This is a genomic window from Streptomyces sp. NPDC007264, from assembly GCF_042869095.1.
Classification (GTDB): domain Bacteria; phylum Actinomycetota; class Actinomycetes; order Streptomycetales; family Streptomycetaceae; genus Streptomyces.
Map to the genome: position 1 here is coordinate 360555 of NZ_JBIAFD010000003.1, position 21870 is coordinate 382424.

Consider the following 21870-nt stretch of genomic DNA (forward strand, 5'->3'; position numbering starts at 1 on the left):
CCGAAGTCGGGACCGGCCCGAAGTCGGGACCGGCCCGACACCCCTCGGGGGCCGCTCCCCCTCGATGCGGTCGTCACCCCTTGACGACGCCGAGCGGCACCAGGCGGGCGACCAGCCGGGCGAGCCCCGCGCCCTCGGTGGCGCGGGCCACCTCGTCGACGTCCTTGTAGGCGGCGGGGGCCTCCTCGGCCAGCCCGCGCCACGAGGACGGCCGCACGGAGATGCCCTGGGCCTCCAGCTCGCCGCGCAGCTGCTCGCCCCGCACCCGGTGCAGCGCCTGGTGGCGGCTCCACACGCGTCCCGCGCCGTGGGCCGCCGACGAGAACGCGTCGTTGCCGCCGGCGCCGACCATCACGTACGACGCGGTGCCCATCGTGCCCGGCACCAGCACGGGGTGCCCGGTGCCGGCGAGGTCCTCCGGCAGGTCCGGGTGACCGGGCGGGAGCGCCAGGGTGGCGCCCTTGCGGTGCACGCAGAGCCGGCGCGGCACACCGTCCACCTCGTGGGTCTCGGTCTTGGCGGTGTTGTGGGAGACGTCGTAGACCAGCTCGACCGCCGCACCGGTGACGGTGGTGAAGGCGTGGCGCACGGCCTCGGTGAGCAACTGCCGGTTGGCACGGCCGTAGTTGGCGGCAGCCGCCATGGCCCCGAGGTAGGCGCGGCCCGGTACGGAGACGACCGGCGCGCAGGCCAGCTGCCGGTCCGGGAGGTGGATGCCGAAGGCGCGCAGCGACTGGTCCATGACGCGGACGTGGTCGGTGCACACCTGGTGGCCCAGCCCGCGCGAACCGCAGTGGATCATGACGCACACCTGGTCGACGTGCAGTCCGAAGACGGCCGCGGCGGCCTCGTCGTACACCCGGTCCACGGCCTGCACCTCGAGGAAGTGGTTGCCGGAGCCCAGGCTGCCCACCTGGTTCAGCCCCCGTTCCACGGCCCGCTGCCCCACATGGGCGGGATCGGCGTCCGCCAGCGCCCCGCGGTCCTCGCAGCGTGCCAGGTCGCGCGGCACCCCGTGCCCCTGCTCGACCGCGTACCCGGCGCCGGCGACCAGCAGCTGCTCCATCTGGGCCCGGCCGGACAGCTTCCACAGCCCGCCACGCCCCGTGCCGCGCGGGATGGTGTCGCCGAGGATGTCCATCAGCCGCCGCATGCCCGGGGCCAGCGACCCGCGGTCGAGGTCGGCGGCCAGCAGCCGCACACCGCAGGAGATGTCGAACCCGACGCCGCCGGGTGAGACCACCCCGCCGGCGTCGATGTCCGTGGCGGCGACACCGCCGATCGGGAAGCCGTACCCCCAGTGGACGTCGGGCATGGCGAACGAGGCGCGCACGATGCCGGGCAGGGTCGCCACGTTCGCCACCTGTTCCAGCGCCTTGTCACCGGCCGCCTGCGGCAGCAGGTCCTGGGTCGCGAAGACCACTCCGGGCACCCGCATGAGGCCCTGCCGCTCCATGCGGAACCGGAACGGGCTCTCCTGCACCAGCGTGATGTCCATGTCCGTCGTCCGCCCGGGGCGGGGCGGCGGCCCGTCAGGACGCCGGCTGGAGGAGCAGTGCACGGATGTCGTGCGGGATCTGCTCCAGCGCCGCCTCCAGCTGCCCGGGCGAGACGTGCTGGCGTACGGCGGTGGTGACCGCGGCGGCCGTCTTGGGTACGTCCTCGGCGTTGATCCTGGCCTCCTGGGCGAAGCGGCTCACATAGCCCTCGCGGTCGAACTTGATCGGCACGGCGCTGGGGTCCCAGCCGTCGTAGTAGGCGCCCCGCATCAGCTCGGGGAGCTGGGCGGCGAAGTGGGCGGCCACATCGACGGTGAGCCGGTCCCGCAGCACGTGCAGCCAGGTGCGCAGCACGCGGTGGGCGAGGTGGCGGTCCTCGGTCCCCAGGCTCTCGGAGACCGATTTCAGCCAGATGTTCGCCGTGTGGATGGTGTGGTTGAAGTCGGACGGGTGTGTGGCGGACATGGATCTTCCCCTTCCCTCCATGCGGTTCACGGGATGCGGCGCGCAGGGCGCGGGCCATGCTCGACATCGCGAACGATCATGTTGTTCCAGAGGCTGACGGAAGTGCGCGCGGCACCTGTCGGGGGTGTGGCCCCCATGCGCAGAGACGTTGCACGATGTGGCTTCTCTTCGTCCCTGCCCGTGGCGTCCATCGTATTGCGCGGGGCACCGGTCGGCAGCCGCACCACGGGCCGGCACGCCACCGGGCTCAGACGTCGAGCGTCACCGAACAGCGCCACCCCTGTGCGCCGCGGCCGAAGGCCAGGTCGTTCAGCGTGACCGCCTTGGGCACGGCTCCGGTCGCCGGCAGGGTGTCGGCGTCCGCCATGTGCAGTCCGACGTGCAGGCCGTCGGCGGCCGGGGTCAGGTCCACGTCGACCGGGACCTCTCCCTCGGTGTCGAGCCGGTACACGATCTCCTCCAGCAGGGCCACGAGCACGTCCTCGTCCGTGCCGGCCCGCACCACCACGTCCCGCCTGTGGACGCCGACCGCGCCGGTGAGGTCCAGGAACGACGCGCACACGCCGCGCACCGCCTGCGCCAGGCACTCCTCCCGGGTGGGCGCCCAGGCCTCCACCCGCAGGTCCGCGGTGTGCGGCACACTGCGGTGCCCGCCCCGTCCCATGCCGCCTTCCCGCCCCATGCCGCCTTCCCGCCGCATCGCAAGCCTCCCGCACCGTGTCCGCGCCCCGGTACACCCGGCCGTCACGCCTCGGCCGTCACATCACACCCGGCCGTCACGCCTGGGCCGTCACATCGCACCTGCCCGTCGCACGCCGGCCGTCATTCCGTCGTGCCCCGACAACGAGGTCGGGCGGTTCGTCGAGGCCGTGGGGGTCGGACGATTCGTCGAGGCCCTGGTGGCCCGGGCCGTCCGACACGCGGGCGCGTACCGGACGTGACCCTGCCGGCCGCGCGGATCAGCCGAACAGACGGCGCACCCGTATCGTGTCGACGCGCCTCCAGCCGGTGCCGGGCAGCAGCACCCACCTGTCGGAGGCGTCCGGCGCCTTGCCCGGTTGCGGTGCGCCACCGGTCTCCCCCGCCCGGGCACCTCCGCGGGCGCGCGTGGCCCGGTGCGACGGCAGCCTGGCGCCGCACCCGGCCCGCCGAGCGCCCTTACCCGTTCCGGCGGGCTTGGTCACCGGGCCTCCCGCCCGGGACCCCCGGGCCAGGCGTGCTGCGCGGGACGTGTCTCGATCACGCAGCCGGGGCCGGGAAAGATCTCCGTCTCGTGGCCGTCCTCGTACCGCACCCGGTACGGCGGTTCCCCGTTCGCGCCGAGGACCTCCAGGACGGTGGCATGGTGTTCCGGCGTTCCCACGGCCCTGCCGGTGAACCGCAGAACGTCACCCGTGTGCGCCCGCATCGCTCACTCCCTCCTGCCGTCCCCCGCCTGCTGGTGTGCCCGTTGCCCGTGTCGGTGCACGGCCTCCAGGCCGCTCCAGGATCCAGCGTCGCTCCGTGCGGCGGAGCGGGGATGGGCCGATCGGGCACTCCTGGGGTCCATGGGGCCCGCAGCGACCGCCGCCGCCGTGACAGCCGGGCGGGAGCCGGCCCGCGGGGGCATCCTGGAGCTGGACGAGCCCCGGCGCGCCGCCCGCCCGAGCGGGTCCGTCAGGCGGCGGTCCGCCCGCCCGGGGCGTCGACACCGTACGCGGGAGTCACCATGAAGCTTTCGTTCCTCGAACCCCTGTACAAGCAGCCCGGCCCCTTCGCGTCGGCGTATCTGGACACGTCCCGCGACAGCGCCGTCGAAGATCCCGACGCCGCCATCGACCTGCGCCGACGGCATCTGCGGGACACGCTGCTGTCCGAAGGAGCGGATCGGGACTCCGCCGTCACGGTCGCCGACACCGTGGGCGGCGACACGGACATCCCGGGCCCGCACGGGCAGGCGGTGTTCACCGCTCAGGGCCGGCTGGTGCTGCTGGACGAACTGCCCGCCCCGCCCGCACGGGACACGGCGCACTTCGGCGCGCTCCCGGACACCATGCCGCTGATCGTGCAGCACGCGCCCGGCATCCCGTACCTGGCGGTACATGTGCACTACGGCGGCCCGCACTCCACGAGCGCCGCCGGCACCGTGGGCGTGGAGGCGGAGGCCGGCCTCTGGCCCCTGACCAAGGTCACCCCGGGGGAACGCCTCGACGAGGAGTTCCCCGTGTCCGACTGGCTGCGCGCCGCCGAGCGGCTCGGCCGGCGGCTGGAGGGCCACGCGCGGCGCGTCGAGGCCGAGATCGTGGTCGTCGCGGGGGACGTCTGGGCCCGCGGCATCCTCGTCCGCCGGCTTCCCGCCCTCCTCGGCGGGCGGGTCGTCACCGTCGAGGGCGCCGGCGAGTCCGAGCCGCGGCGGGCGCTGCTCGAGCCCCGGCTCGACGACCTCTTCAGGGGGCGCATGGCGGCGCACGACCGGGCCCTGCTGGGTTCCTTCCTCGCCCAGCGGGCCCGCGACGGAGCGTCGGACGAGGGGCTCTCCGCCGCCGTGTCGGCGCTGCAGACAGGCCGGGTCAAGGCCCTCTTCCTCAACGACCACCCCGAGTCGCCGCTCCGGCTGTGGGTCGGCCCGGAACCCGGCCAACTCGCCCTCAGCGAGCAGGAACTGCGCTCGTACGGCATCCAGGACGTCCGCGAGGAGCGCGCCGACGCGGCCCTCGCCCGTGCCCTGGTCGGCACCAGGGCCGAACTGGTGGTGATGCCGGAGCGGCAGCTGCGGCTGCGCGAGGGCGTGGGCGTGCTGCTGCGGTACGCCGGCAGCGCCTCCCGCGCGTGACGCCTCCGCGGACCTCCGCCACCTCCGTGGCCGTCCCGCTCCCGGCCCGGGGACCCGCTGCGGGGTTACTGCGCGGACTCCCTACACGTGGTACTGCGGAACGGTGGCCCCGCCCCCGGCCCGCACGGCTTCCACCACGGCCTGGTGGAGGTGCCGGCTGTCCGGCTCGGAAAGGCAGGGCACGGGGCTCCCCGCAAGGGTGAACCAGTAGGAGGTGCCGCTGTACTGGACCGCCACGTCCGCGTGATTGCCGTCCCAGGTGGTGTGCACGGTCAGGTCCCCGGTCACGATCCCGGCCTCCTCGGTCCGGACGCCCCCGCGTCCGGCGAACACCCCCGTCGTCGTCCATGATGCCCAGCCCATACCGTCAGCCTTCCTTCCGCAGCGTGCGTGCCTCGGGCGAGGTCCTGTCCCATGGTGACTCCGGGGGACCGTCCGGGCGCCTGGGCCACGGGTCCCATCCTCAGGGGCCGATCGGTCCCTTGCACGCTCAGTCGGCGGTGGGCCCGGCCGCGGGGTCGGCGGGAAGACGGCAGGCGGCGAGGGCGGCGATGTCGTCGTCGAGCCGCGCGTCACCGTACTCGAGCAGGTCCTCGTGCAGGCGGTCGAGGAGTTCGCGGGGCGGCAGGGCGGCCCAGGGGCGGATGCGCTCGGTGAGGGGGTAGAACGCTCCGCTGCGGTCGCGTGTCTCGGTCACGCCGTCGGTGTACAGCAGCAATTGGTCGCCGGGCCGGAAGGGGTACACGTCGACGTGGTAGTCGTCCCCGACCAGGACACCGAGGTTGATGGGCGGCGAGGTGTCCGTCGGTTGCAGCTCGGTGACCCCGTCGCGGCCGATCAGCAGGGGCGGGGGGTGGCCGCAGTTGACGATGCGGACGACGGACCCGTGCTCGGGGATCTCGGCGAACACCGCGGTGACGAAGCGTTCCGCCGCTTCACTGCCCGGGAGCTGCGCGGCCCTGCGGCTCATGCTGCGCTCGACCCGGCGGGCCACTCCCGCGAGGTCGGGCTCGTCGTGGGCGGCCTCGCGGAAGGCGCCGAGCATCGTCGCGGCCGTCTCCACGGCGACCAGCCCCTTGCCGCGGACGTCGCCGATGAGCAGCCGGACCCCGTGCGCCGTGGGCACCGCCTCGTACAGGTCGCCGCCGATGCGTGCCTCGGCGGCGGCGGAGAGGTAGAGCGTCTCGACGCAGACCCGGCCCAGATGGTGGGGCACCGGGCGCAGCAGCACCCGCTGCGCGGTCTCGGCCACGGAGCGGACGGTGGCCAGGGTGTGTTCCCGGCGCGTCCGGTGGCCGGCCAGGATCGTGCCGAGGACGCCGACCAGAGCCGTGGAGACGTAGGCGCCGACGTAGTGGCGCTCCCACATGTATCCCACGTAGCGCCCGGCACAGCAGGGAGTGCCGGCCAGGACGGCCTCGAACCCGACGGCGAAGACGGTGATGGCGGCGACGGCGGCGGGGCCGTGGGCGTAGGCGGCGACCACGGGGAGGGCGATGAGCAGGAAGCTCACCGGCCACTCCACGGGCGTGACCGGTTCGAGCACCAGGACCGCCGCGACGTAGAGGGCCGGCAGCCAGCGCATCCACCGGGGCGGTGCGGGCGCCCGGAGGCCGTCCTCGCGTTCCCGCTCGGCACGGCGGCCCCCGGCCGCACGGCGGCCGGGCCGTCTCACGGCCCGCTCCGGTGGCCGCGGGGCGCCGGCGGAGTCCTCGAGGAGCACGGGCGCACCGTGCCGGGGCGCGGGTCCTGACGAGAGCCCTCGCGGGTCCACTCACGCGTCCTGCGCACAAGAACTCCTGGCAGAGCTTGATCAGGACCGCGTCCTGATGCGGCTGGGACCGCGTCCTGATGCGGCTCGACAGCTCGACCCGACCATGACTCCAGGACGGGCATGTCAGGACTTTCAGGGCAATCCTACGACGCCGGGTCCTGCCGGGCCGTGGTCGCCCGCGGCCGGTCGGCCCGTGACGCGCCCGGAGGGGGTGCCGGGGACCGGGCCCCGGCACCCCCTCCGCTCCGCCGGGGGCCTGTGACGGCTCAGCCGTTCGGCTGCCAGGGCGGGGTCTGGCCCCACTTCCAGCGGGGCACCTCGGCCGCGTCCACCGGCGGCGGGTCGTCACCCGAGTAGACCAGCGCCATGCGCGTGCCCCACTCGATGTAGTAGAGGAACACCGCGCGGAACTCGGGGTCCGCGGGCAGACCGACCTCGTCGGCGGTGTCCTGCAGCAGGCTCACCCAGCGGCGGCGCTGCGCCTCGGTGATGCCGCGGCCGAGGTGCATGCGCGCCATGTGCGGGTGGCCGCCGCGCTCGGCGGTGTAGGCCGTGGGTCCGCCGAAGACCTCGGCGAGCCATTTGGCGACGTGCCGGGGGTGCTCCTTGTCCATCCCGGCGAACAGGGGTGCGAGGAGCGGGTCCTTCAGGACATGGCCGTAGAACACCTCGGTGAGGCGGCCCAGGGCCTCGTCACCGCCCGCCCACTCGTGGAGGGTGGGCGTGCCGGGCTTGTCGGGGGCGTGCTTGCCGTCCACGACGGACTGCTCGGTCACAGCTGCTCCTGTCCCGCGGCCTTTCCCGTGCCGACGACATCGGTGGTGAGGTAGTGCTGCATCTCCTCGATCGACGCCACGTACGGCCGGATCGCGCCGAAGAAGGCGGGGAAGTGCTCGCCCCGGCGGAAACCCTGGAGGTGGTCCTCGACCGACGTCCAGCGGATCCGCAGAATGTACCGGTCCTGCTCCTCCTGGCAGTGCGCCAGTTCGTAGTCGATGCACTCGGGCGCCGCGGCCAGCGACTCGGCGGCCTTGCGGTAGGCGTCCTCGAAGGCCGGCTGATCGTCTGAGGCGATCCGGTAGCGGATGTACTCGACGGTCGTGGTCATGCTGTGACTCTCCTGTCGTCGGGTGTGCGAGGGCTCGGGCCCCGGCAGGTAGCTTGCCCGGTTTGTCGCGGGCCGTCAGGCGGTCCGGGCATTCGCCCCGAGACCTGTCCGGATACCGTCGGTGGCCGCGGCCGGACGGTCCGCACCTGCGGGCCCGGCCGGACGGTGGCGGCCGGCCGGGCGGGTGGCGGCCGGGCGGGTGGCAGCCGCGGCCGGGCGGGTGGCGGCCGGGCGTCGCCGTCAGACGTCGGCGACGCCGTCAGACGTCGTCAGACGTCGGCATCGGCATCGGCATCGGCATCGGCATCGGCATCGGCGAAGGACGCCGCCGCGGTGGTGGTCCGGCGGCGGGTCAGTCGGACGACGGCGGCGGGGGCGTCTCGTCCTCCTCGGGATCGGCGTCGGTGTCGGGTCCCTGCGCGCGGACCCGCTGCACGTGCTCCAGCGAGTCCCGCAGGTCGCTCAGCCACTCGTCGGTGTGGCGCTGGACGAGCCGGACGCACCAGGCGAGCGCGTCGCTGCGGCTGCGGGCCACACCGCCCGCGATGAGGGTGTCGAGGACCTGGCGCTCCGGCTGGCGCAGCCGGGTCATCACCGGGGCCGCGACATGGGTGAACAGGACCCGCTGCCCCCCGCACTCCACGCCCCACGAGACCTTCCGCCGGAACCGGTGCTCGGCCTCGCGGGCCACGGCCATGCGTTCTTCACGGGTGCGCTCCCGGAACTCCTGGACGCGGCCCTGCACGGCCGCCTCCCGCGCGGCGTCCGACGTCGAGTCGGCGAGCCGTGGTTCCGGGATGCGGCCGACGACGGTGATCTCCTCGCGGTCCACCGTCACCTCCACCAGGCTCTCGAAGAGATCGTCCGGCAGCCTGCCGGCGAACCAGCCGCGGAGCCTCTCACGCTGTTGCGGTGTAATCATGTAAGCAACGTTACTCGCGCGCGCCGCCCTGGCAAGGGGACGTCGGAGAGGCGGCCCGGCCGGACCCGGCGGAAGCCGGTCGGACGGACCGGTCAGCCCATCGACCTGTAGCGGTGGATCAGCGAGATCGCCATGGACCCCTCACCGACTCCGGAGGCGACCCGCTTGACCGAGTGGGCGCGCACGTCGCCGGCCGCGAAGACGCCGGGCACGCTGGTCTCCAGCGGGTACGGCGCGCGCTCCAGGGGCCACTCGGCGGGCAGTTCTCCCCCGTTGGTGACGAGATCGGAGCCGGTGAGGACGAACCCGTGGCCGTCGCGCTCGACGACACCCTCCAGCCAGTCGGTGTGCGGCCGGGCGCCGATGAACGTGAAGACGAACCTGCACGGCTCCTCGGTGTCCTCGCCGGTCGCGGCGTCGTGCAGCACGATCCGCTCCAGGTGGTCGCCGCCGATCAGTTCCCGCACCGTGGTCCGCACCCGGACCTCGATGTTCGGGGTCCGCTCGATCTCGTCGATCAGGTACTGCGACATGCTCGCGGACAGCGAGGCCGCACGCACCAGGACCGTCACCTGCGCCGCGTACTTGGCGAAGTGCACCGCCGCCTGCCCCGCCGAGTTGGCGCCTCCGATGATGAACACGTGCTGCGAGATGCAGGCGGAACTCTCCGTCGTGGCCGCCCCGTAGTACAGCCCCGCGCCCTCGAACCTCTCGGCGCCCGGCGCCTGGAGCCGGTTGTAGGCGACGCCCATGGACAGCAGGACCGTCTCGGCGCTGATCTCCGTGCCGTCCGCCAGCGTCAGGATCTTCGCGGGATCGTCGCGGGTCAGCCCGACCACCTCGACGGGGTGCAGGATCTCCGCGCCGAACCGGGCCGCCTGGGCCGTCGCCCGCCGGGTGAGGTCGCCGCCGGACAGGCCGGACGGGAAGCCGAGGTAGTTCTCGATCAGCGAGGAGGTGCCGGCCTGCCCGCCGGGCGCCCGCGAGTCCACCAGCAGGGTGCTCAGCCCCTCGGACGCGGCGTACACGCCCGCCGCGAGCCCGGCCGGCCCCGCACCCACGATGACGCACTCGTAGTGCGGCCGTGACGCGGTCGTCGTCAGCCCGAGGTGCGCGACGAGCTCGGCGTCGCTCGGCGCGGACAGCAGCGCGCCGTCCGGGAACCGCACCAGCGGCAGCGCGGCGCCGGGCCGCTCCGCCAGCAGGGCGAGGGCCTCCGGATCGCGCTCCACGTTCAGGAACTTGAACGGCTGGCCGTTGCGGGTGAAGAAGTCCCGCACCGCGTGCGTGCCCGGAGCCACCAGGTGGCCGGCCACCAGAATGCCGTCGTAGGCGGGGCGGTAGCTGGCCAGCCAGTCCGACAACAGGTCGTCCAGGACCGGGAACAGCCGCTCGTGCGGCGGGTCCCAGGGCTTCATCAGGTAGTAGTCCAGGCGGACCTGGTTGATCGCGGTGATCGCCGCCTCGGTCTCCGCGTACGCGGTGAGCAGGACCCGCCGGGCGTCCGGGAACCGGCTGACCGCCTCCAGCAGGAACTCGACCCCGGTGATCTCCGGCATCCGCTGGTCGACGAGGAACAGCGCCGGGTCGTGGCCGCGCTCGTCCAGCGAGTCGAGGATCTTCAGCGCGTCGGTGGCGGAGGAGGCACCGAGGATCCGGTACCGGTCGCCGTAGGCCGTGCGCAGATCGCGGCGCACCGCCCGCAGCACCTGCGGGTCGTCGTCCACCGCGAGGATCACCGGCTTGCGGCTCTCCTCCGTGGTGCCCGTCGCGGCGCGCCGGGTCGCGGCGGACCCGGGGTCCCTGTCACGCTCGGCGGTCACGGTCCCGCCCGAGCCGCGGCTCGTCCTGCCGTGTTTTCCCCAGTTCATGCCAGCTCCATCATGAGTCGGTCCACGTAGCACCAGGCCCACGCCTCACCGGGCTCGTGCGAGGCGGCGATCGGGTGCCCGGAGGCATGGAAGTGCTTCGTGGCGTGGCGGTTCTTGGAGGAGTCGCAGCAGCCGACGTGTCCGCAGCTGAGGCAGATCCTCAGATGGACCCAGACATCGCCGAGGGCCAGGCATTCCTGGCATCCCTCGGTGCCGGCCGTCACCGGGCGCATCCCTTCCAGATGCGTACACCTGCTGGTCATCGGAAGTCCTTCTGATCGGGGGTTGAAGACTTCTTTGCGTGGGACGGGGGTGCGACAACATCAACACTAGGTGCGCGTGCCACGCTCCCCTTCCGCATGCCTGCGGACCTCAGGAAGTCCCGGCGTCACTTCCTGAAGTTCTCTTGCCACTTCCTGAGGTCGCCGGGCGACTCCCTGATGTCCGGGCCGCGCCGAAATCCCTACCTCAAGAAGTCGTACCGGTTCTCTTGGACCTCGGCCGTCGGTCCGCGCAGGGTGGGTTGAGCAAACGACAAAGGCAGCCAGGAGGATCCGTGAGCAGGAAGATTCTGGTCATTGTCTCCGAGCACGGATATTGGGCAGAAGAACTCATAGGCCCGGTGTCCGAGTTCGACGAACAGGGTTATGAGGTCGTCTTCGCGACGCCCACCGGAAAACGGGCGCACGCCCTTCCGCCCAGCCTCGACGAGAACTACGTCGACCCGCCGCTGGGCCGCAGCGTCACCACCGCCGAGAACGCCCGGCTGGGCCGCGAGTTCGACGAGGGCGGCCGGCTCGACAAGGCGGTCGACATCTCGGCCTGGGTCCCGGAGCGGCCCTACACCAGCGACGAGGACTATCTGCGCAAGCTGGAGCAGTACCACCGCGACCTCGACCGGCTCGCCGAGGACGTCCGGGAGTACGACGCGATCCTCGTGGTCGGCGGCAGCGGCCCCATCGCCGACCTCGCCAACAACGAGCGCGTGCACGCCCTGATCCTCGCCTTCAAGGAGGCCGGGAAGGTGGTCGCCGCCGAGTGCTACGGCGTCGCCTGCCTCGCCTTCGCCCGCGACTGGGGCGACCGCAGGTCGATCATCTGGGGCAAGCACGTCACCGGGCACTGCAAGGAGTACGACTACAAGGACGGCACCGGATTCCTCGGCACCGATTTCAACATGGGTCCGCCGCCGTACCCGCTGGAGTACATCCTCCGTGACGCCACCGGACCCGACGGCGCCTATCACGGGAACTTCGGCCATCCGCTCTCGGTGATCGTGGACTACCCCTTCGTCACGGGCCGTTCGACCCCGGACTCGTACCTCACCGGCCAGAAGATCGTGGAGGTCCTCGAGAACGGCCTCACCCGGTACGGCTGGTAATTCCGGGAGATGACAGCGAGTCCTCGGGAATCCGGAGGCAATTCATGACGGCAGAGCCGGGCAAGAAGAAGCTCATCGAGCAGTTCAAGGCGGACGGCCTGAACTTCATGTTCGGGAATCCGGGCACCGTGGAGCAGGGATTCCTGGACGCGGCCGACGCCGCCGAGGACTTCCGGTACATCCTCTCGCTCCAGGAGACGGTGGCCGCGGGAATCGCCGACGGATACGCACGGGCCACCGGCGGGGCCGCGCTGCTCCAGCTGCACTCGGGAGTGGGCCTGGGCAACGGCATCGGCATGCTCTACCAGTCGCTGCGCGGTCACACCCCGCTGGTCGTCGTCGCCGGTGACGCCGGCGTGAAGTACGACGTGATGGACGCCCAGATGGCGTCCGACCTGGTCGCGATGGCGCGCCCGGTCACCAAGTACGCCACCCGGGTCACCGACCCGGCCTCGGTCCTGCGGACCGTCCGCCGCGCCCTGAAGATCGCGCTGACGCCGCCGCGCGGCCCCGTCTTCGTGGCGCTGCCCATGGACGTCCTCGACGCGCCCGACCCGGAGCCCGTCGTCCCGACGGCCGTCCCGCGCACCGACGCCGCCCCCTCCGAGGCGAGCATCGCCCAGGCCGCCGTGCTGCTGGCCGACGCCCGCCGCCCGCTGATCCTGGCCGGAGACGGGGTGAGCACCGCCGGGGCGCAGACCGAACTCACCGCCGTCGCCGAGCTGCTCGGCGCCGATGTGTGGGACGTCGACTACTCCGAGGTCACCATGGCGGCCTCGCACCCGCTGCACCGCGGCGCCACCGGGCACATGTTCGGCGAGCACAGCAGGGAACTGGTGCGGGACGCGGACGCGGTCCTCGTCGTGGGCACCTATGTGTTCCCCGAGGTGTTCCCGGAGCTGGCGAGCCCCTTCGCGGACGGCGCGGCGATCGTCCACATCGATCTCAACGCGTACGAGATCGCCAAGAACCACCCGGTGGACCTCGGCATCGTCGCCGACCCCAAGCCGGCCCTGCGCGCGCTCGCGACCTCGCTGGAGCGGCGGCTCACCGCGGAGCGCCGCTCCGCCGCGGCGGAGCGGCTGGCCGTCCGCACCGCCGAACGCGACCGGGCCCGGGCCGCGTTCGTCCGCGCCGGCCACGACGGCACGCCGATCGAGGCGTTCCTGCACGCGCTCGCCGAGCAGACCGGCGGCGACCTCATCGTCTTCGACGAGGCACTGACCAGTTCGCCGCTGGTGACCGCGTACCTCCCGCCGGACCGTCCCGGCGACTACCACGTGACCCGCGGCGGATCCCTCGGTGTCGGCATTCCCGGTGCGATCGGCGCCAAGCTGGCCCACCCGGACCGCACGGTCGTCGGCTTCACCGGCGACGGCGGCTCCATGTACACCTACCAGGCGCTGTGGACGGCGGCCCGGTACGGCATCGCCGCGAAGTTCGTGGTCTGCAACAACCACAAGTACCGGCTGCTGGACGACAACATCGCGCAGTACTGGAAGGAGCGGGCCATCCCGGAGCACTCCTTCCCGCGGTCCTTCGACCTCTCCCACCCGGAGATCGACTTCGCCTCACTCGCCCGCGCCCTCGGCGCGGACGGCCTCCGGGTCGAGAAGCCCGGGCAGGCGGCCGACGCGGTGCGGCGGATGCTGGCCCACCCGGGTCCGTTCCTGGTCGACCTGCAGGTCTGAACATCCCATCCCTACGCACGACGAGGAGGTCCGTGCGCATGCCCGACGCGCAGAAGCAGAAGCAGAAGCTGACCGAGGACGCGATCCGCGCCTTCGCCGGGACCTGGTACACGGCACTCGACCGGCACATTCCGCTGGCCGAGGTGCTCCCCATGCTCACCGAGGACCTGGAGTTCAAGGTCCCGGAGGACACCTTCCTCGGCCACGACGGCTTCGCCCGCTGGTACGAGGCCGTCACCCACCTGTTCTTCGACGAGGTGCACACCGTCACCGCGGTGGAGCCCGTCGTCGAGGGCGACCGTGCGACCGTGCGGGTCCTCGTCAACTGGCAGGCCAAGGTGTGGAAGGCCCCGGCCGCCAGGAGCGAGTGGCTCGGCTTCGACGCCGACCAGACGTGGATCGTGGTGCCGGGCGCCGACGGCCCGCGGATCAGCACCTACATCGTCAACGCCCTGGACCCGATGCCGGGTTCGGGCTCCCTCTGAGGCGCGGGAGGCGACGGCGATGACGATGGTGACACGGGAGCGGGTCGAGGCCGCCTACCGCGCGCTCGGCTCGGGCGTACGCGCCCGGATCCTGGAGTACTACGCCGAGGACCTGCGCTGGCTGGTCCCCGGCAACCACCCGCTGGCCGGCTGGTACGAGTCGCTGGACGCGTTCCTCGACCTGATGGCCCGCACCGGCAAACTCACCGGCGGCACCTTCCGGATGGACCGTGAGGTGATCCTCGTCGGCGACGACTGCTCCGCCGACGTGTGCCACAACGCCGGCCTGCGGGCCGGCGCCCCGGAGGACAGCGCTTCCCCGTACGAGCGGATGGACTGCAAGGTCTTCCACTTCATGCGCTGGCGCGACGGCCGCATCGTCGAGGGCCGCGACGGCCTGTTCGGCGACGACGCCACCGCCTTCAGCCAGTTCTGGGCACCGTTCGGACCCGGCGGGACGCGCACCGCCGACTGACCGTACCGCCGACCGACCGCACCGCGACCGTGAGAGAGGGGACCCGCCGTGGACGCCCACGAGGTGCTCACCAGGTACTACGAGTACGCCAACGCCGGTGACTGGGACCGCTGGTGCGACCTGTTCGCCGAGGACCAGGTCATGGACGAACAGCTCGCCGGGCACATCGAGGGGCTGGCCAAGCTCCGCTCGATGATGGCCGGCATGGGGGACATGTACGCCGCGTTCCGCAACGAGCCGGTGCACGTGGTGGTGGACGCCGACGGCTCGAAGGCCGCCGTCGTGTCGCGTCTCAACGCCGTCAGCAGGGCCTCGGGCAAGGCCATCGAGGCGGAGGTCATGAACTTCTTCCGGATCGCCGACGGACGGATCGCCTACATGGCGAACTTCCACGACACGGTCCCGTTCCAGGTCCTGTCGCAGGTCTGAGGGAGCCGACCATGACGCAGCGTGTGAACGAGTACGACTACATCGTCATCGGGGCCGGTGCGGCGGGCAGCGTCCTGGCGAACCGGCTCTCGGAGGACCCGGGCACCACGGTGCTGGTGCTGGAGGCGGGCGGCAACCGCATCCCGCCGGAGGTGGACGACCCGCCGTCCTGGTACAAGCTGCTGGGCGGGCCGATCGACTGGGGCTACACCGGTGTCCCGCAGCCCGGACTCGACGGACGCAGTGTGTACGAGCCGCGCGGCAAGGCCCCCGGCGGCAGCAGCAACCTCTACATCATGATGCACATCCGGGGCCACGCCTCGGACTTCGACAACTGGGCCTACCAGGGCGCCGCGGGCTGGGGCTACGAGGACGTGCTGCCGTACTTCGCGCTCCTGGAGGCGCAGGAGGACGTCACCGCGCCCACCACCGGCACCAAGGGACCGCAGCGGGTCACCAACGCGGGCGCGCACGGCCCCAACCCGGTCTCCCGGGCCTTCATCGACGCCGCCGTCGAACTCGGCCACCAGGAGATCCCCGACTTCAACATCGACGGCCCGAACCGCGGCCTGTTCGGCACCGGCTGGCACCACATCGACGTCGCCGACGGCCGGCGGCAGGGCACCCTGGCCGCGTATCTGGAACCCGCGCTCGCCCGCCCCAACCTGACCCTGCGCACCAGCGCGCAGACCACCCGGCTGCTGTTCGACGGCGACACCTGCGTCGGCGCCGAGTACGTGCAGACCGAGGAGCCCGCCGACGTGCCCGGGCGCCTCCTGCCCAGCGACACCGTCGCACCCGGCACCCACACCGTCCGGGCCCGGCGCGAGGTGATCGTGGCGGCCGGCGCCATCGAGTCGCCGAAGCTGCTGCTGCTGTCCGGCATCGGCGACCCCGCCCGGTTGCGGGAGTTCGACATCCCGGTGACGGCCGCGGTGCCCGGAGTCGGCGAGAACTTCCACAACCACGTGCTGACCGGGCTGATGGCCGAGGTCTCCCAGGAGCTGCCGCCGCCCGCGCAGAACCTGTCGGAGAGCGCGCTGTTCCTGGCCTCGCAGCCGGGGCTGCCCGCCCCCGACCTGCAGATCGCGTTCGTGCACGTGCCGTTCGACGTGATCGTCGGCCAGAGTCACCCGAACACGGTGAGCATCCTGCCCGGCGTCGTACGGCCCGTCTCCCGCGGCTGGATCCGGCTCGCCGACCGCGACCCGCTGGCCAAGCCCCTGATCAACCCCAACTACCTGGGCGACCGCTGGGACCTGGAGCGCATGGTGCAGGGCGTCAGGATCGCCCGCGAGATCTTCGCCACCTCCGCCTTCAAGCCCTGGTACAAGCAGGAGCTCCAGCCGGGCCCGGGCACGGTCACGGACGACGAGCTGCGGGCCTTCGTGCGGCAGAAGTCGGAGAGCTACCACCACCAGTCCGGCTCCTGCCGCATGGGTGTCGACGACCTGTCCGTCGTCGACCCCGAGCTGCGGGTGCACGGGGTGCGGGGCCTGCGGGTCGTCGACGCGAGCGTCATGCCGGCCGTGCCGTCCGGCAACTGCCACACCGCGATCGTCATGATCGCCGAACGGGCGTCCGACCTCGTCAAGGGGGTCAGTCGTGTCTGACGTGGTGCTGCGCGAGGGACCGCTGACCGGCCTCCGCCTCGCCGTGCTCATCGAGAGCGACTTCTTCGAGCCGGAGATCGCCTACTACCAGCGCAGGTTCGCGGAGGAGGGCGCCGAGGTCGACTTCCTCACCCGCCTGTGGGGCAACGACTCGATCACCTTCCAGGGCCACGAGTACCGCGCCCCGTTCACCGCGGACAAGACCTTCGAGGGCCTGACCGACGAGCAGCTGCGCCGCTACGCCGCCGTCATCGTGCCCTCCGGCATGGTCTCCGACCGGCTGCGCTACACCGAGGACGTCGACCGGCCGGCCCCGGCCACCGACTTCCTGCGCCGTGCGTTCGACGAGCCGACCGTGCTCAAGGGCATCATCTGCCACGGCATGTGGCTGGCCTCGTCCATCCCCGAGAAGATCCGCGGCCGCAAGGTCGTCTGCCACAACAACCTCGTCGGCGACGTGCGCAACATGGGTGCCGAGTACGTCGACGAGGACGTGGTGGTCGACGGCGATCTGGTCACCGGGCGCACGGGCGGCCACCACCACCTGTTCGCCCGCAGGATCATCGAGCTCGTCACGGCGCGGGCGGGGCGGGGCGGTGGTTCCTGATGCGCTTCTCGCACGTGGGGCTCAACTGCAGGGACCAGAAGACCACGGAGGAGTTCTACACCCGCTGGTTCGGCTTCACCCGGGCCCGGGTCGTCGACCTGGGGGACTCCGAGATCGTCTTCCTGCGCCGCGGCGACGCCTACCTGGAGCTGTTCCCGGCCGCATCCGGTCCTGCGGCGGTGGCGGCGGGCGACGGGCCCGGGGAGCCCGGCGCCATGCGTCATCTCGCCTTCCAGACCGACAGCGTCGACGCCTTCCTCGCCGAGCTGGGCGACGAGGCCGACATCACCCTCGGCCCGCTGGACTTCGACGACTTCATCTGCGGCTGGCGCACGGTCTGGGTGCGCGATCCGGACGGAGTGATCGTCGAGGTCAGCCAGGGCTTCGAGGACGACGACACAGACACAAAGGACGGTGTCCGACATGGCTGAGGCCGTGACCTTCTCCTTCTCCGACACGATCGCCGGATACGTCGACCACTTCGACTCCGAGACCCGGTCGCTGACGCTGCACACCGCCGACGGCCGCAGCTTCGAGGTCTCGCTCGCCGGCGGGCCCAGCGCCGAACTGGTGCGCAACCTCGACGAGCCGTACCACGACGCCTCGGGACACATCGACGAGATGCTCTCGCCCGGCCGGTTCCTGTTCGCGTACGGCATCCACTACCCGGACGGCGGCGGCCGGTTCGAGGCCAAGCGGCTGGTGTTCCTGGGCCGCGGCGCCGAGGACTTCCGGTTCGAGGAGGGCAGCTGGTGGATCAAGCAGATCGAGTCCCTCGCCGCCTTCTACCGGAAGGCGCAGTTCGGCGACGGGCCGGTCGACTTCGGCGAGTACCGCACACAGATCCGCCTCGGCGGCGACAAGACCGCGAGCCACGTCCAGGAGACCGACACCATCTCGCGGCTCGTCTACGGCATGGCGTCGGCGTACCTGCTGACGGGCAAGGACGAGTACCTGGAGGTGGCCGAACGCGGCACCGAGTACCTGCGCAAGCACATGCGCGTGGTCGACGCCGAGGAGGACGTCGTCTACTGGTACCACGGGATCAGCATCGACGGGGACAGCGAACGCAAGCTGTTCACCTCGGAGTTCTCCGACGACTACGACGCGATCCCGATGTACGAGCAGATCTACGCGCTCGCCGGCCCGATCCAGACGTACCGGATCACCGGCGACGCCCGGATCAGGAACGACGCGGACGCCACGGTGCGCCTGTTCGACAAGTTCTTCCTCGACCGGGAGCAGGGCGGCTACTACTCCCACATCGACCCGATCCTGTTCAGCGCCGACCACGAGTCGCTGGGCGAGAACCGGGAGCGCAAGAACTGGAACTCGGTGGGCGACCACGCCCCCGCGTACCTGATCAACCTGTATCTGGCGACGGGCGAGCAGAAGTACGCGGACTTCCTCGAGTACACCTTCGACACCATCGCGGACAAGTTCCCCGACTACAAGACCAGCCCGTTCGTCCAGGAGCGCTTCCACCGCGACTGGTCGCACGACACCGCGCACAGCTGGCAGCAGAACCGCGCCGTCGTCGGGCACAACCTCAAGATCGCCTGGAACCTGATGCGGATGAACTCGCTGAAGGCCAAGCCGGCGTACCGGGAACTGGCCGCGCAGATAGGTCAGTTGATGCCCGAGGTGGGCAGCGACCGGCAGCGCGGCGGCTGGTACGACGTCGTCGAGCGCCTCAAGGGCGACGGCGAGGAGCAGTTCCGCTTCGCCTGGCACGACCGCAAGGCGTGGTGGCAGCAGGAGCAGGCGATCCTCGCCTATCTGATCCTGCACGGCACGCTCGGCGGCGAGGACTTCCGGCGCGAGGCACGGCAGGCCGAGGCGTTCTACAACACCTTCTTCCTCGACCACGACGAGGGCGCCGTCTACTTCAACGTCCTGGCCGCCGGCACGCCCTACCTGCTGGGGACCGAGCGGCTCAAGGGCAGCCACTCGATGTCCATGTACCACTCGGCCGAGCTGTGCTACCTGGCCGCGGTCTACAACAACCTGCTCATCTCCGGGCGGGAGATGGACTTCCACTTCAAGCCCGACCCGTCCGACCTGCCCGGCCGGATCCTGCGGGTCTCACCCGACCTGCTCCCGGCCGGCTCCGTCACCATCGCCTCCGTCGAGATCGACGGACAGGAGTACGACAACTTCGACGCCGACGACCTCACCGTGAAGCTTCCCGACGTGCAGGAGCGGGTCAGGGTCAAGGTGCGGCTGCGTCCGGTGTCCAGGGGGAAGGACCACCGATGACTCTCGCTCTCAAGGAGCGGCGTACCAGGACGGCCACGGTCATCGCACTGACCGGCGAGATCAACAGCGAGACGTCCGGGACGCTGCTGGAACGGCTGCTGCCGCTGGTGCGCTCGGGCAAGACCCTCCGCATCGACCTCAAAGCCGTCTCGTACGTCTCCAGCGCCGGTCTGCGCACCCTGCTCGTCGTCTACCGGGAGGCCCAGCACTCGGGGGCCACGGTGACGCTGAGCGGGGTCGGGGACGAGGTCCGGTTCGTGATGTCGGCGACCGGGTTCCTCGACTTCTTCGACGCCGGCGAACCGCGCCCGACCGGGGCGGAACGGACCGCGACATGACCACCGAGTTCCCCGACACCCTGCAGCGCATCGACGCCTACCCGACCCACCGTGTGTCCGGCTACGGCGTCCGTGCGGCCAAGCCCTACCCCTTCGGCGCGTACGTCGTGCCCGGAGGCGTCAGCTTCGCGGTCTTCTCGGACCAGGCGACGTCGATGACCCTCGTCCTGTTCCGGCGGGGCGAGCGGCAGCCGATGGCCGAACTGGAGTTCCCCCCGGAGTTCCGGACCGGAAGCGTCTTCGCGATGACCGTGTTCGGCCTCGACCACGAGAACATCGAGTACGGCTTCCGGGCCGACGGCCCCTTCGACCCGGTCTCGGGGCACCGGTTCGACCCGCGGCGCATCCTCAGCGACCCCTACGCCCGGCTGATCTCCGGCCGGGACGTGTGGGGCACCGAACCGGACCGGGACGACGTCTACCCCTACCGCTCCCGGGTCTGCCTCCAGGACTTCGACTGGGGAGAGGACGTCCCGCCCGGCATCCCCGCGGAGGACCTGGTCGTCTACGAGACCCATGTGCGCGGCTTCACCCGGCACCCCTCGTCGGGGGTACGGGCGCCGGGCACCTTCGCCGGGCTGCGGGAGAAGATCCCGTACCTCAGGGAGCTGGGCGTCAACTGCATAGAGCTGCTGCCCGTGTTCGAGTTCGACGAGACGGACAACCCGCGCAGCGACCCGGCGACCGGGGAGCGGCTGTACGACTACTGGGGCTACAACACGGTCTCGTTCTTCGCGCCGAAGGCGGGCTACGCGGCCACGGGCCGGTACGGGATGCAGGGCGACGAGTTCCGCACCCTCATCAAGGACCTGCACGCGGCCGGCATCGAGGTCGTCCTCGACGTGGTCTTCAACCACACCGCCGAGGGCAACGAGCACGGCCCGACGATCTCCTTCAAGGGGCTCGACAACGCCACCTACTACATGCTCACGCCCGAGGGCTACTACTTCAACTTCAGCGGCACCGGCAACACCGTCAACTGCAACCACCCGGTGGTGCGGGGATTCGTGCTGGACTGCCTGCGGCACTGGGTCGCCGACTACCACATCGACGGGTTCCGCTTCGACCTCGCGGCGATCCTCGGCCGCTCCCCGGACGGCACGCCGCTGCCCAACCCGCCGCTGCTGGAGATGCTCGCCCACGACCCGGTGCTGCGGCACACCAAGCTGATCGCCGAGGCGTGGGACGCGGCCGGGCTGTACGAGGTCGGCAACTTCCCCGCCTACGGACGCTGGGCCGAGTGGAACGGGAAGTACCGGGACACCGTGCGCCGCTTCCTCAAGGGCGACTCCGGAGTCGTCGGCGACCTGGCCACCCGGATCGCCGGCTCACCGGACCTGTACGCGGGCCGCGGCACCACCGCGTCCGTCAACTTCCTCACCGCGCACGACGGGTTCACGCTCGCCGACCTGGTCTCGTACAACGACAAGCACAACGAGGCCAACGGTGAGGGCAACAACGACGGCGCCAACGACAACGACAGCTGGAACCACGGCGCCGAGGGGCCGACCGACGACCCGGAGATCAACGCGCTGCGCCTGCGCCAGATGAAGAACGCGCTGGCGATCCTGCTCACCAGCCAGGGTGTGCCGATGATCCTCGCCGGCGACGAGATCGGCCGCACCCAGCAGGGCAACAACAACACCTACTGCCAGGACAGCGAACTGTCCTGGACCAACTGGGAGCTGGCGCAGACCAACGCCGAGCTGCTCCGCTTCACCCGGGGCGTGATCGCCTTCCGGGCGGCGCACCCCGAACTGCGCACCACCCAGCACGCCACCGGCATGCCGGTGGCCACCACCGGGCTTCCCGACATCAGCTGGCACGGCACGCGCGCCTGGGAGCCGGACTGGTCGGACGAGAGCCGGCTGCTGGCCGTGATGCGCAGCGGTCCCGGCGACGAGGACGTCGTCTACATCGCCATGAACGCCCACTGGGAGTCCCACGAAATGCAGTTGCCCGGCCTGCCCGGCGGGCGCGCGTGGCATCTGTTCGCCGACACCGGGGCCGCGGCGCCCCACGATCTGCACCCGCTGGGCGAGGAGCCCGCGCTGGAGAACCCCGGCAGCTATCTGATGGGGCCGCGCTCGGTCGTGGTCCTCGTCGGGCGCGCACCCTCGTCCCCGAGCCAAGGAGCCTGA

General features: G+C 71.6%; 23 protein-coding genes. 12 read left to right on the plus strand and 11 right to left on the minus strand.

Translation table 11 applies throughout. The features are described from left to right. Positions 1-73: 73 nt before the first annotated feature. The 4 genes from ACFYMU_RS06660 to ACFYMU_RS06675 form a co-directional block, all read right to left on the minus strand. Entirely contained in the window at positions 74-1498 is a 1425-nt protein-coding gene (locus ACFYMU_RS06660) for an RtcB family protein (protein ID WP_388368802.1), read from the minus strand. A gap of 34 nt (positions 1499-1532) precedes the next feature. Continuing rightward, positions 1533-1964, minus strand: coding sequence for a DUF2267 domain-containing protein (locus ACFYMU_RS06665; RefSeq protein ID WP_388368805.1), 432 nt, complete (start codon positions 1962-1964; stop codon positions 1533-1535). Between the two features lie 247 nt (positions 1965-2211). Continuing rightward, on the minus strand, positions 2212-2646 hold the full coding sequence (locus ACFYMU_RS06670) for an archease (protein WP_388368808.1): 435 nt from the start codon (positions 2644-2646) through the stop codon (positions 2212-2214). 498 nt (positions 2647-3144) lie between these two features. Next, entirely contained in the window at positions 3145-3372 is a 228-nt protein-coding gene (locus ACFYMU_RS06675; RefSeq protein ID WP_388368811.1) for a DUF1918 domain-containing protein, read from the minus strand. Positions 3373-3672: 300 nt separating this feature from the next. On the opposite strand from ACFYMU_RS06675, the gene ACFYMU_RS06680 reads away from it, so the two are divergent. Beyond that, positions 3673-4776, plus strand: coding sequence for a hypothetical protein (locus ACFYMU_RS06680; RefSeq protein WP_388368814.1), 1104 nt, complete (start codon positions 3673-3675; stop codon positions 4774-4776). Between the two features lie 81 nt (positions 4777-4857). On the opposite strand, the gene ACFYMU_RS06685 is transcribed toward ACFYMU_RS06680, so the two are convergent. From ACFYMU_RS06685 to ACFYMU_RS06715, 7 genes are all read right to left on the minus strand, one after another. Beyond that, complete coding sequence (locus ACFYMU_RS06685; protein ID WP_388368817.1) at positions 4858-5139, minus strand: hypothetical protein; 282 nt, start codon at positions 5137-5139, stop codon at positions 4858-4860. Between the two features lie 127 nt (positions 5140-5266). Next, positions 5267-6451 (minus strand): PP2C family protein-serine/threonine phosphatase, encoded by a 1185-nt coding sequence (locus tag ACFYMU_RS06690; protein WP_388368820.1) that lies wholly within the window; start codon positions 6449-6451, stop codon positions 5267-5269. 365 nt (positions 6452-6816) lie between these two features. After that, the gene (locus tag ACFYMU_RS06695; protein WP_388368823.1) at positions 6817-7326 is read right to left on the minus strand and encodes a group II truncated hemoglobin; all 510 of its coding nucleotides are present in this window, start codon (positions 7324-7326) and stop codon (positions 6817-6819) included. Continuing rightward, positions 7323-7658 carry a putative quinol monooxygenase gene (locus ACFYMU_RS06700; RefSeq protein ID WP_388368826.1) on the minus strand — a complete coding sequence of 112 codons (336 nt, stop codon included), beginning with the start codon at positions 7656-7658 and terminating at the stop codon, positions 7323-7325. Before ACFYMU_RS06700 ends, ACFYMU_RS06695 begins: the two co-directional genes overlap by 4 nt. A gap of 352 nt (positions 7659-8010) precedes the next feature. Next, positions 8011-8580 (minus strand): hypothetical protein, encoded by a 570-nt coding sequence (locus ACFYMU_RS06705; protein ID WP_388368829.1) that lies wholly within the window; start codon positions 8578-8580, stop codon positions 8011-8013. Between the two features lie 92 nt (positions 8581-8672). Beyond that, complete coding sequence (locus tag ACFYMU_RS06710; RefSeq protein WP_388368832.1) at positions 8673-10451, minus strand: FAD-dependent oxidoreductase; 1779 nt, start codon at positions 10449-10451, stop codon at positions 8673-8675. Then, positions 10448-10714 carry a UBP-type zinc finger domain-containing protein gene (locus ACFYMU_RS06715; RefSeq protein ID WP_388368835.1) on the minus strand — a complete coding sequence of 89 codons (267 nt, stop codon included), beginning with the start codon at positions 10712-10714 and terminating at the stop codon, positions 10448-10450. The genes ACFYMU_RS06710 and ACFYMU_RS06715 overlap by 4 nt, the downstream gene beginning before the upstream one ends. A 293-nt stretch (positions 10715-11007) precedes the next feature. Here ACFYMU_RS06715 and ACFYMU_RS06720 point away from each other — a divergent pair, with 293 nt between their 5' ends. From ACFYMU_RS06720 to glgX, 11 genes are read left to right on the plus strand one after another with little or no spacing between them, the layout of a single operon-like run. Then, positions 11008-11832, plus strand: a complete 825-nt coding sequence (locus ACFYMU_RS06720; RefSeq protein ID WP_388368838.1) for a type 1 glutamine amidotransferase domain-containing protein — start codon at positions 11008-11010, stop codon at positions 11830-11832. A gap of 44 nt (positions 11833-11876) precedes the next feature. Further along, positions 11877-13523, plus strand: a complete 1647-nt coding sequence (locus tag ACFYMU_RS06725; RefSeq protein ID WP_388368841.1) for a thiamine pyrophosphate-binding protein — start codon at positions 11877-11879, stop codon at positions 13521-13523. 38 nt (positions 13524-13561) lie between these two features. Further along, positions 13562-14008 carry a nuclear transport factor 2 family protein gene (locus tag ACFYMU_RS06730; protein WP_388368844.1) on the plus strand — a complete coding sequence of 149 codons (447 nt, stop codon included), beginning with the start codon at positions 13562-13564 and terminating at the stop codon, positions 14006-14008. 19 nt (positions 14009-14027) lie between these two features. After that, positions 14028-14483, plus strand: coding sequence for a nuclear transport factor 2 family protein (locus tag ACFYMU_RS06735; RefSeq protein ID WP_388368847.1), 456 nt, complete (start codon positions 14028-14030; stop codon positions 14481-14483). A 48-nt stretch (positions 14484-14531) separates the two neighbouring features. Beyond that, positions 14532-14912 (plus strand): nuclear transport factor 2 family protein, encoded by a 381-nt coding sequence (locus ACFYMU_RS06740; RefSeq protein WP_388368850.1) that lies wholly within the window; start codon positions 14532-14534, stop codon positions 14910-14912. Positions 14913-14923: 11 nt separating this feature from the next. Then, complete coding sequence (locus tag ACFYMU_RS06745) at positions 14924-16525, plus strand: GMC family oxidoreductase (RefSeq protein ID WP_388368853.1); 1602 nt, start codon at positions 14924-14926, stop codon at positions 16523-16525. Then, complete coding sequence (locus ACFYMU_RS06750) at positions 16518-17132, plus strand: DJ-1/PfpI family protein (protein WP_388368856.1); 615 nt, start codon at positions 16518-16520, stop codon at positions 17130-17132. Before ACFYMU_RS06745 ends, ACFYMU_RS06750 begins: the two co-directional genes overlap by 8 nt. Next, positions 17132-17563 (plus strand): VOC family protein, encoded by a 432-nt coding sequence (locus ACFYMU_RS06755; RefSeq protein WP_388368859.1) that lies wholly within the window; start codon positions 17132-17134, stop codon positions 17561-17563. The genes ACFYMU_RS06750 and ACFYMU_RS06755 overlap by 1 nt, the downstream gene beginning before the upstream one ends. Next, the gene (locus ACFYMU_RS06760; protein ID WP_388368862.1) at positions 17556-19391 is read left to right on the plus strand and encodes an AGE family epimerase/isomerase; all 1836 of its coding nucleotides are present in this window, start codon (positions 17556-17558) and stop codon (positions 19389-19391) included. Before ACFYMU_RS06755 ends, ACFYMU_RS06760 begins: the two co-directional genes overlap by 8 nt. Further along, positions 19388-19729 carry an STAS domain-containing protein gene (locus ACFYMU_RS06765; RefSeq protein WP_388368865.1) on the plus strand — a complete coding sequence of 114 codons (342 nt, stop codon included), beginning with the start codon at positions 19388-19390 and terminating at the stop codon, positions 19727-19729. The genes ACFYMU_RS06760 and ACFYMU_RS06765 overlap by 4 nt, the downstream gene beginning before the upstream one ends. Continuing rightward, entirely contained in the window at positions 19726-21870 is a 2145-nt protein-coding gene (gene glgX, locus ACFYMU_RS06770) for a glycogen debranching protein GlgX (protein WP_388368868.1), read from the plus strand. The genes ACFYMU_RS06765 and glgX overlap by 4 nt, the downstream gene beginning before the upstream one ends.

Coding starts and splice junctions, on each gene's coding strand:
- ACFYMU_RS06660 (WP_388368802.1), bottom strand. CDS start 1,498: ATGGACATCACGCTGGTGCAGGAGAGCCCGTTCCGGTTCCGCATGGAG.
- ACFYMU_RS06665 (WP_388368805.1), bottom strand. CDS start 1,964: ATGTCCGCCACACACCCGTCCGACTTCAACCACACCATCCACACGGCG.
- ACFYMU_RS06670 (WP_388368808.1), bottom strand. CDS start 2,646: ATGGGGCGGGAAGGCGGCATGGGACGGGGCGGGCACCGCAGTGTGCCG.
- ACFYMU_RS06675 (WP_388368811.1), bottom strand. CDS start 3,372: ATGCGGGCGCACACGGGTGACGTTCTGCGGTTCACCGGCAGGGCCGTG.
- ACFYMU_RS06680 (WP_388368814.1), top strand. CDS start 3,673: ATGAAGCTTTCGTTCCTCGAACCCCTGTACAAGCAGCCCGGCCCCTTC.
- ACFYMU_RS06685 (WP_388368817.1), bottom strand. CDS start 5,139: ATGGGCTGGGCATCATGGACGACGACGGGGGTGTTCGCCGGACGCGGG.
- ACFYMU_RS06700 (WP_388368826.1), bottom strand. CDS start 7,658: ATGACCACGACCGTCGAGTACATCCGCTACCGGATCGCCTCAGACGAT.
- ACFYMU_RS06705 (WP_388368829.1), bottom strand. CDS start 8,580: ATGATTACACCGCAACAGCGTGAGAGGCTCCGCGGCTGGTTCGCCGGC.
- ACFYMU_RS06710 (WP_388368832.1), bottom strand. CDS start 10,451: ATGAACTGGGGAAAACACGGCAGGACGAGCCGCGGCTCGGGCGGGACC.
- ACFYMU_RS06715 (WP_388368835.1), bottom strand. CDS start 10,714: ATGACCAGCAGGTGTACGCATCTGGAAGGGATGCGCCCGGTGACGGCC.
- ACFYMU_RS06725 (WP_388368841.1), top strand. CDS start 11,877: ATGACGGCAGAGCCGGGCAAGAAGAAGCTCATCGAGCAGTTCAAGGCG.
- ACFYMU_RS06730 (WP_388368844.1), top strand. CDS start 13,562: ATGCCCGACGCGCAGAAGCAGAAGCAGAAGCTGACCGAGGACGCGATC.
- ACFYMU_RS06735 (WP_388368847.1), top strand. CDS start 14,028: ATGACGATGGTGACACGGGAGCGGGTCGAGGCCGCCTACCGCGCGCTC.
- ACFYMU_RS06745 (WP_388368853.1), top strand. CDS start 14,924: ATGACGCAGCGTGTGAACGAGTACGACTACATCGTCATCGGGGCCGGT.
- ACFYMU_RS06755 (WP_388368859.1), top strand. CDS start 17,132: ATGCGCTTCTCGCACGTGGGGCTCAACTGCAGGGACCAGAAGACCACG.
- ACFYMU_RS06760 (WP_388368862.1), top strand. CDS start 17,556: ATGGCTGAGGCCGTGACCTTCTCCTTCTCCGACACGATCGCCGGATAC.
- ACFYMU_RS06765 (WP_388368865.1), top strand. CDS start 19,388: ATGACTCTCGCTCTCAAGGAGCGGCGTACCAGGACGGCCACGGTCATC.
- glgX (WP_388368868.1), top strand. CDS start 19,726: ATGACCACCGAGTTCCCCGACACCCTGCAGCGCATCGACGCCTACCCG.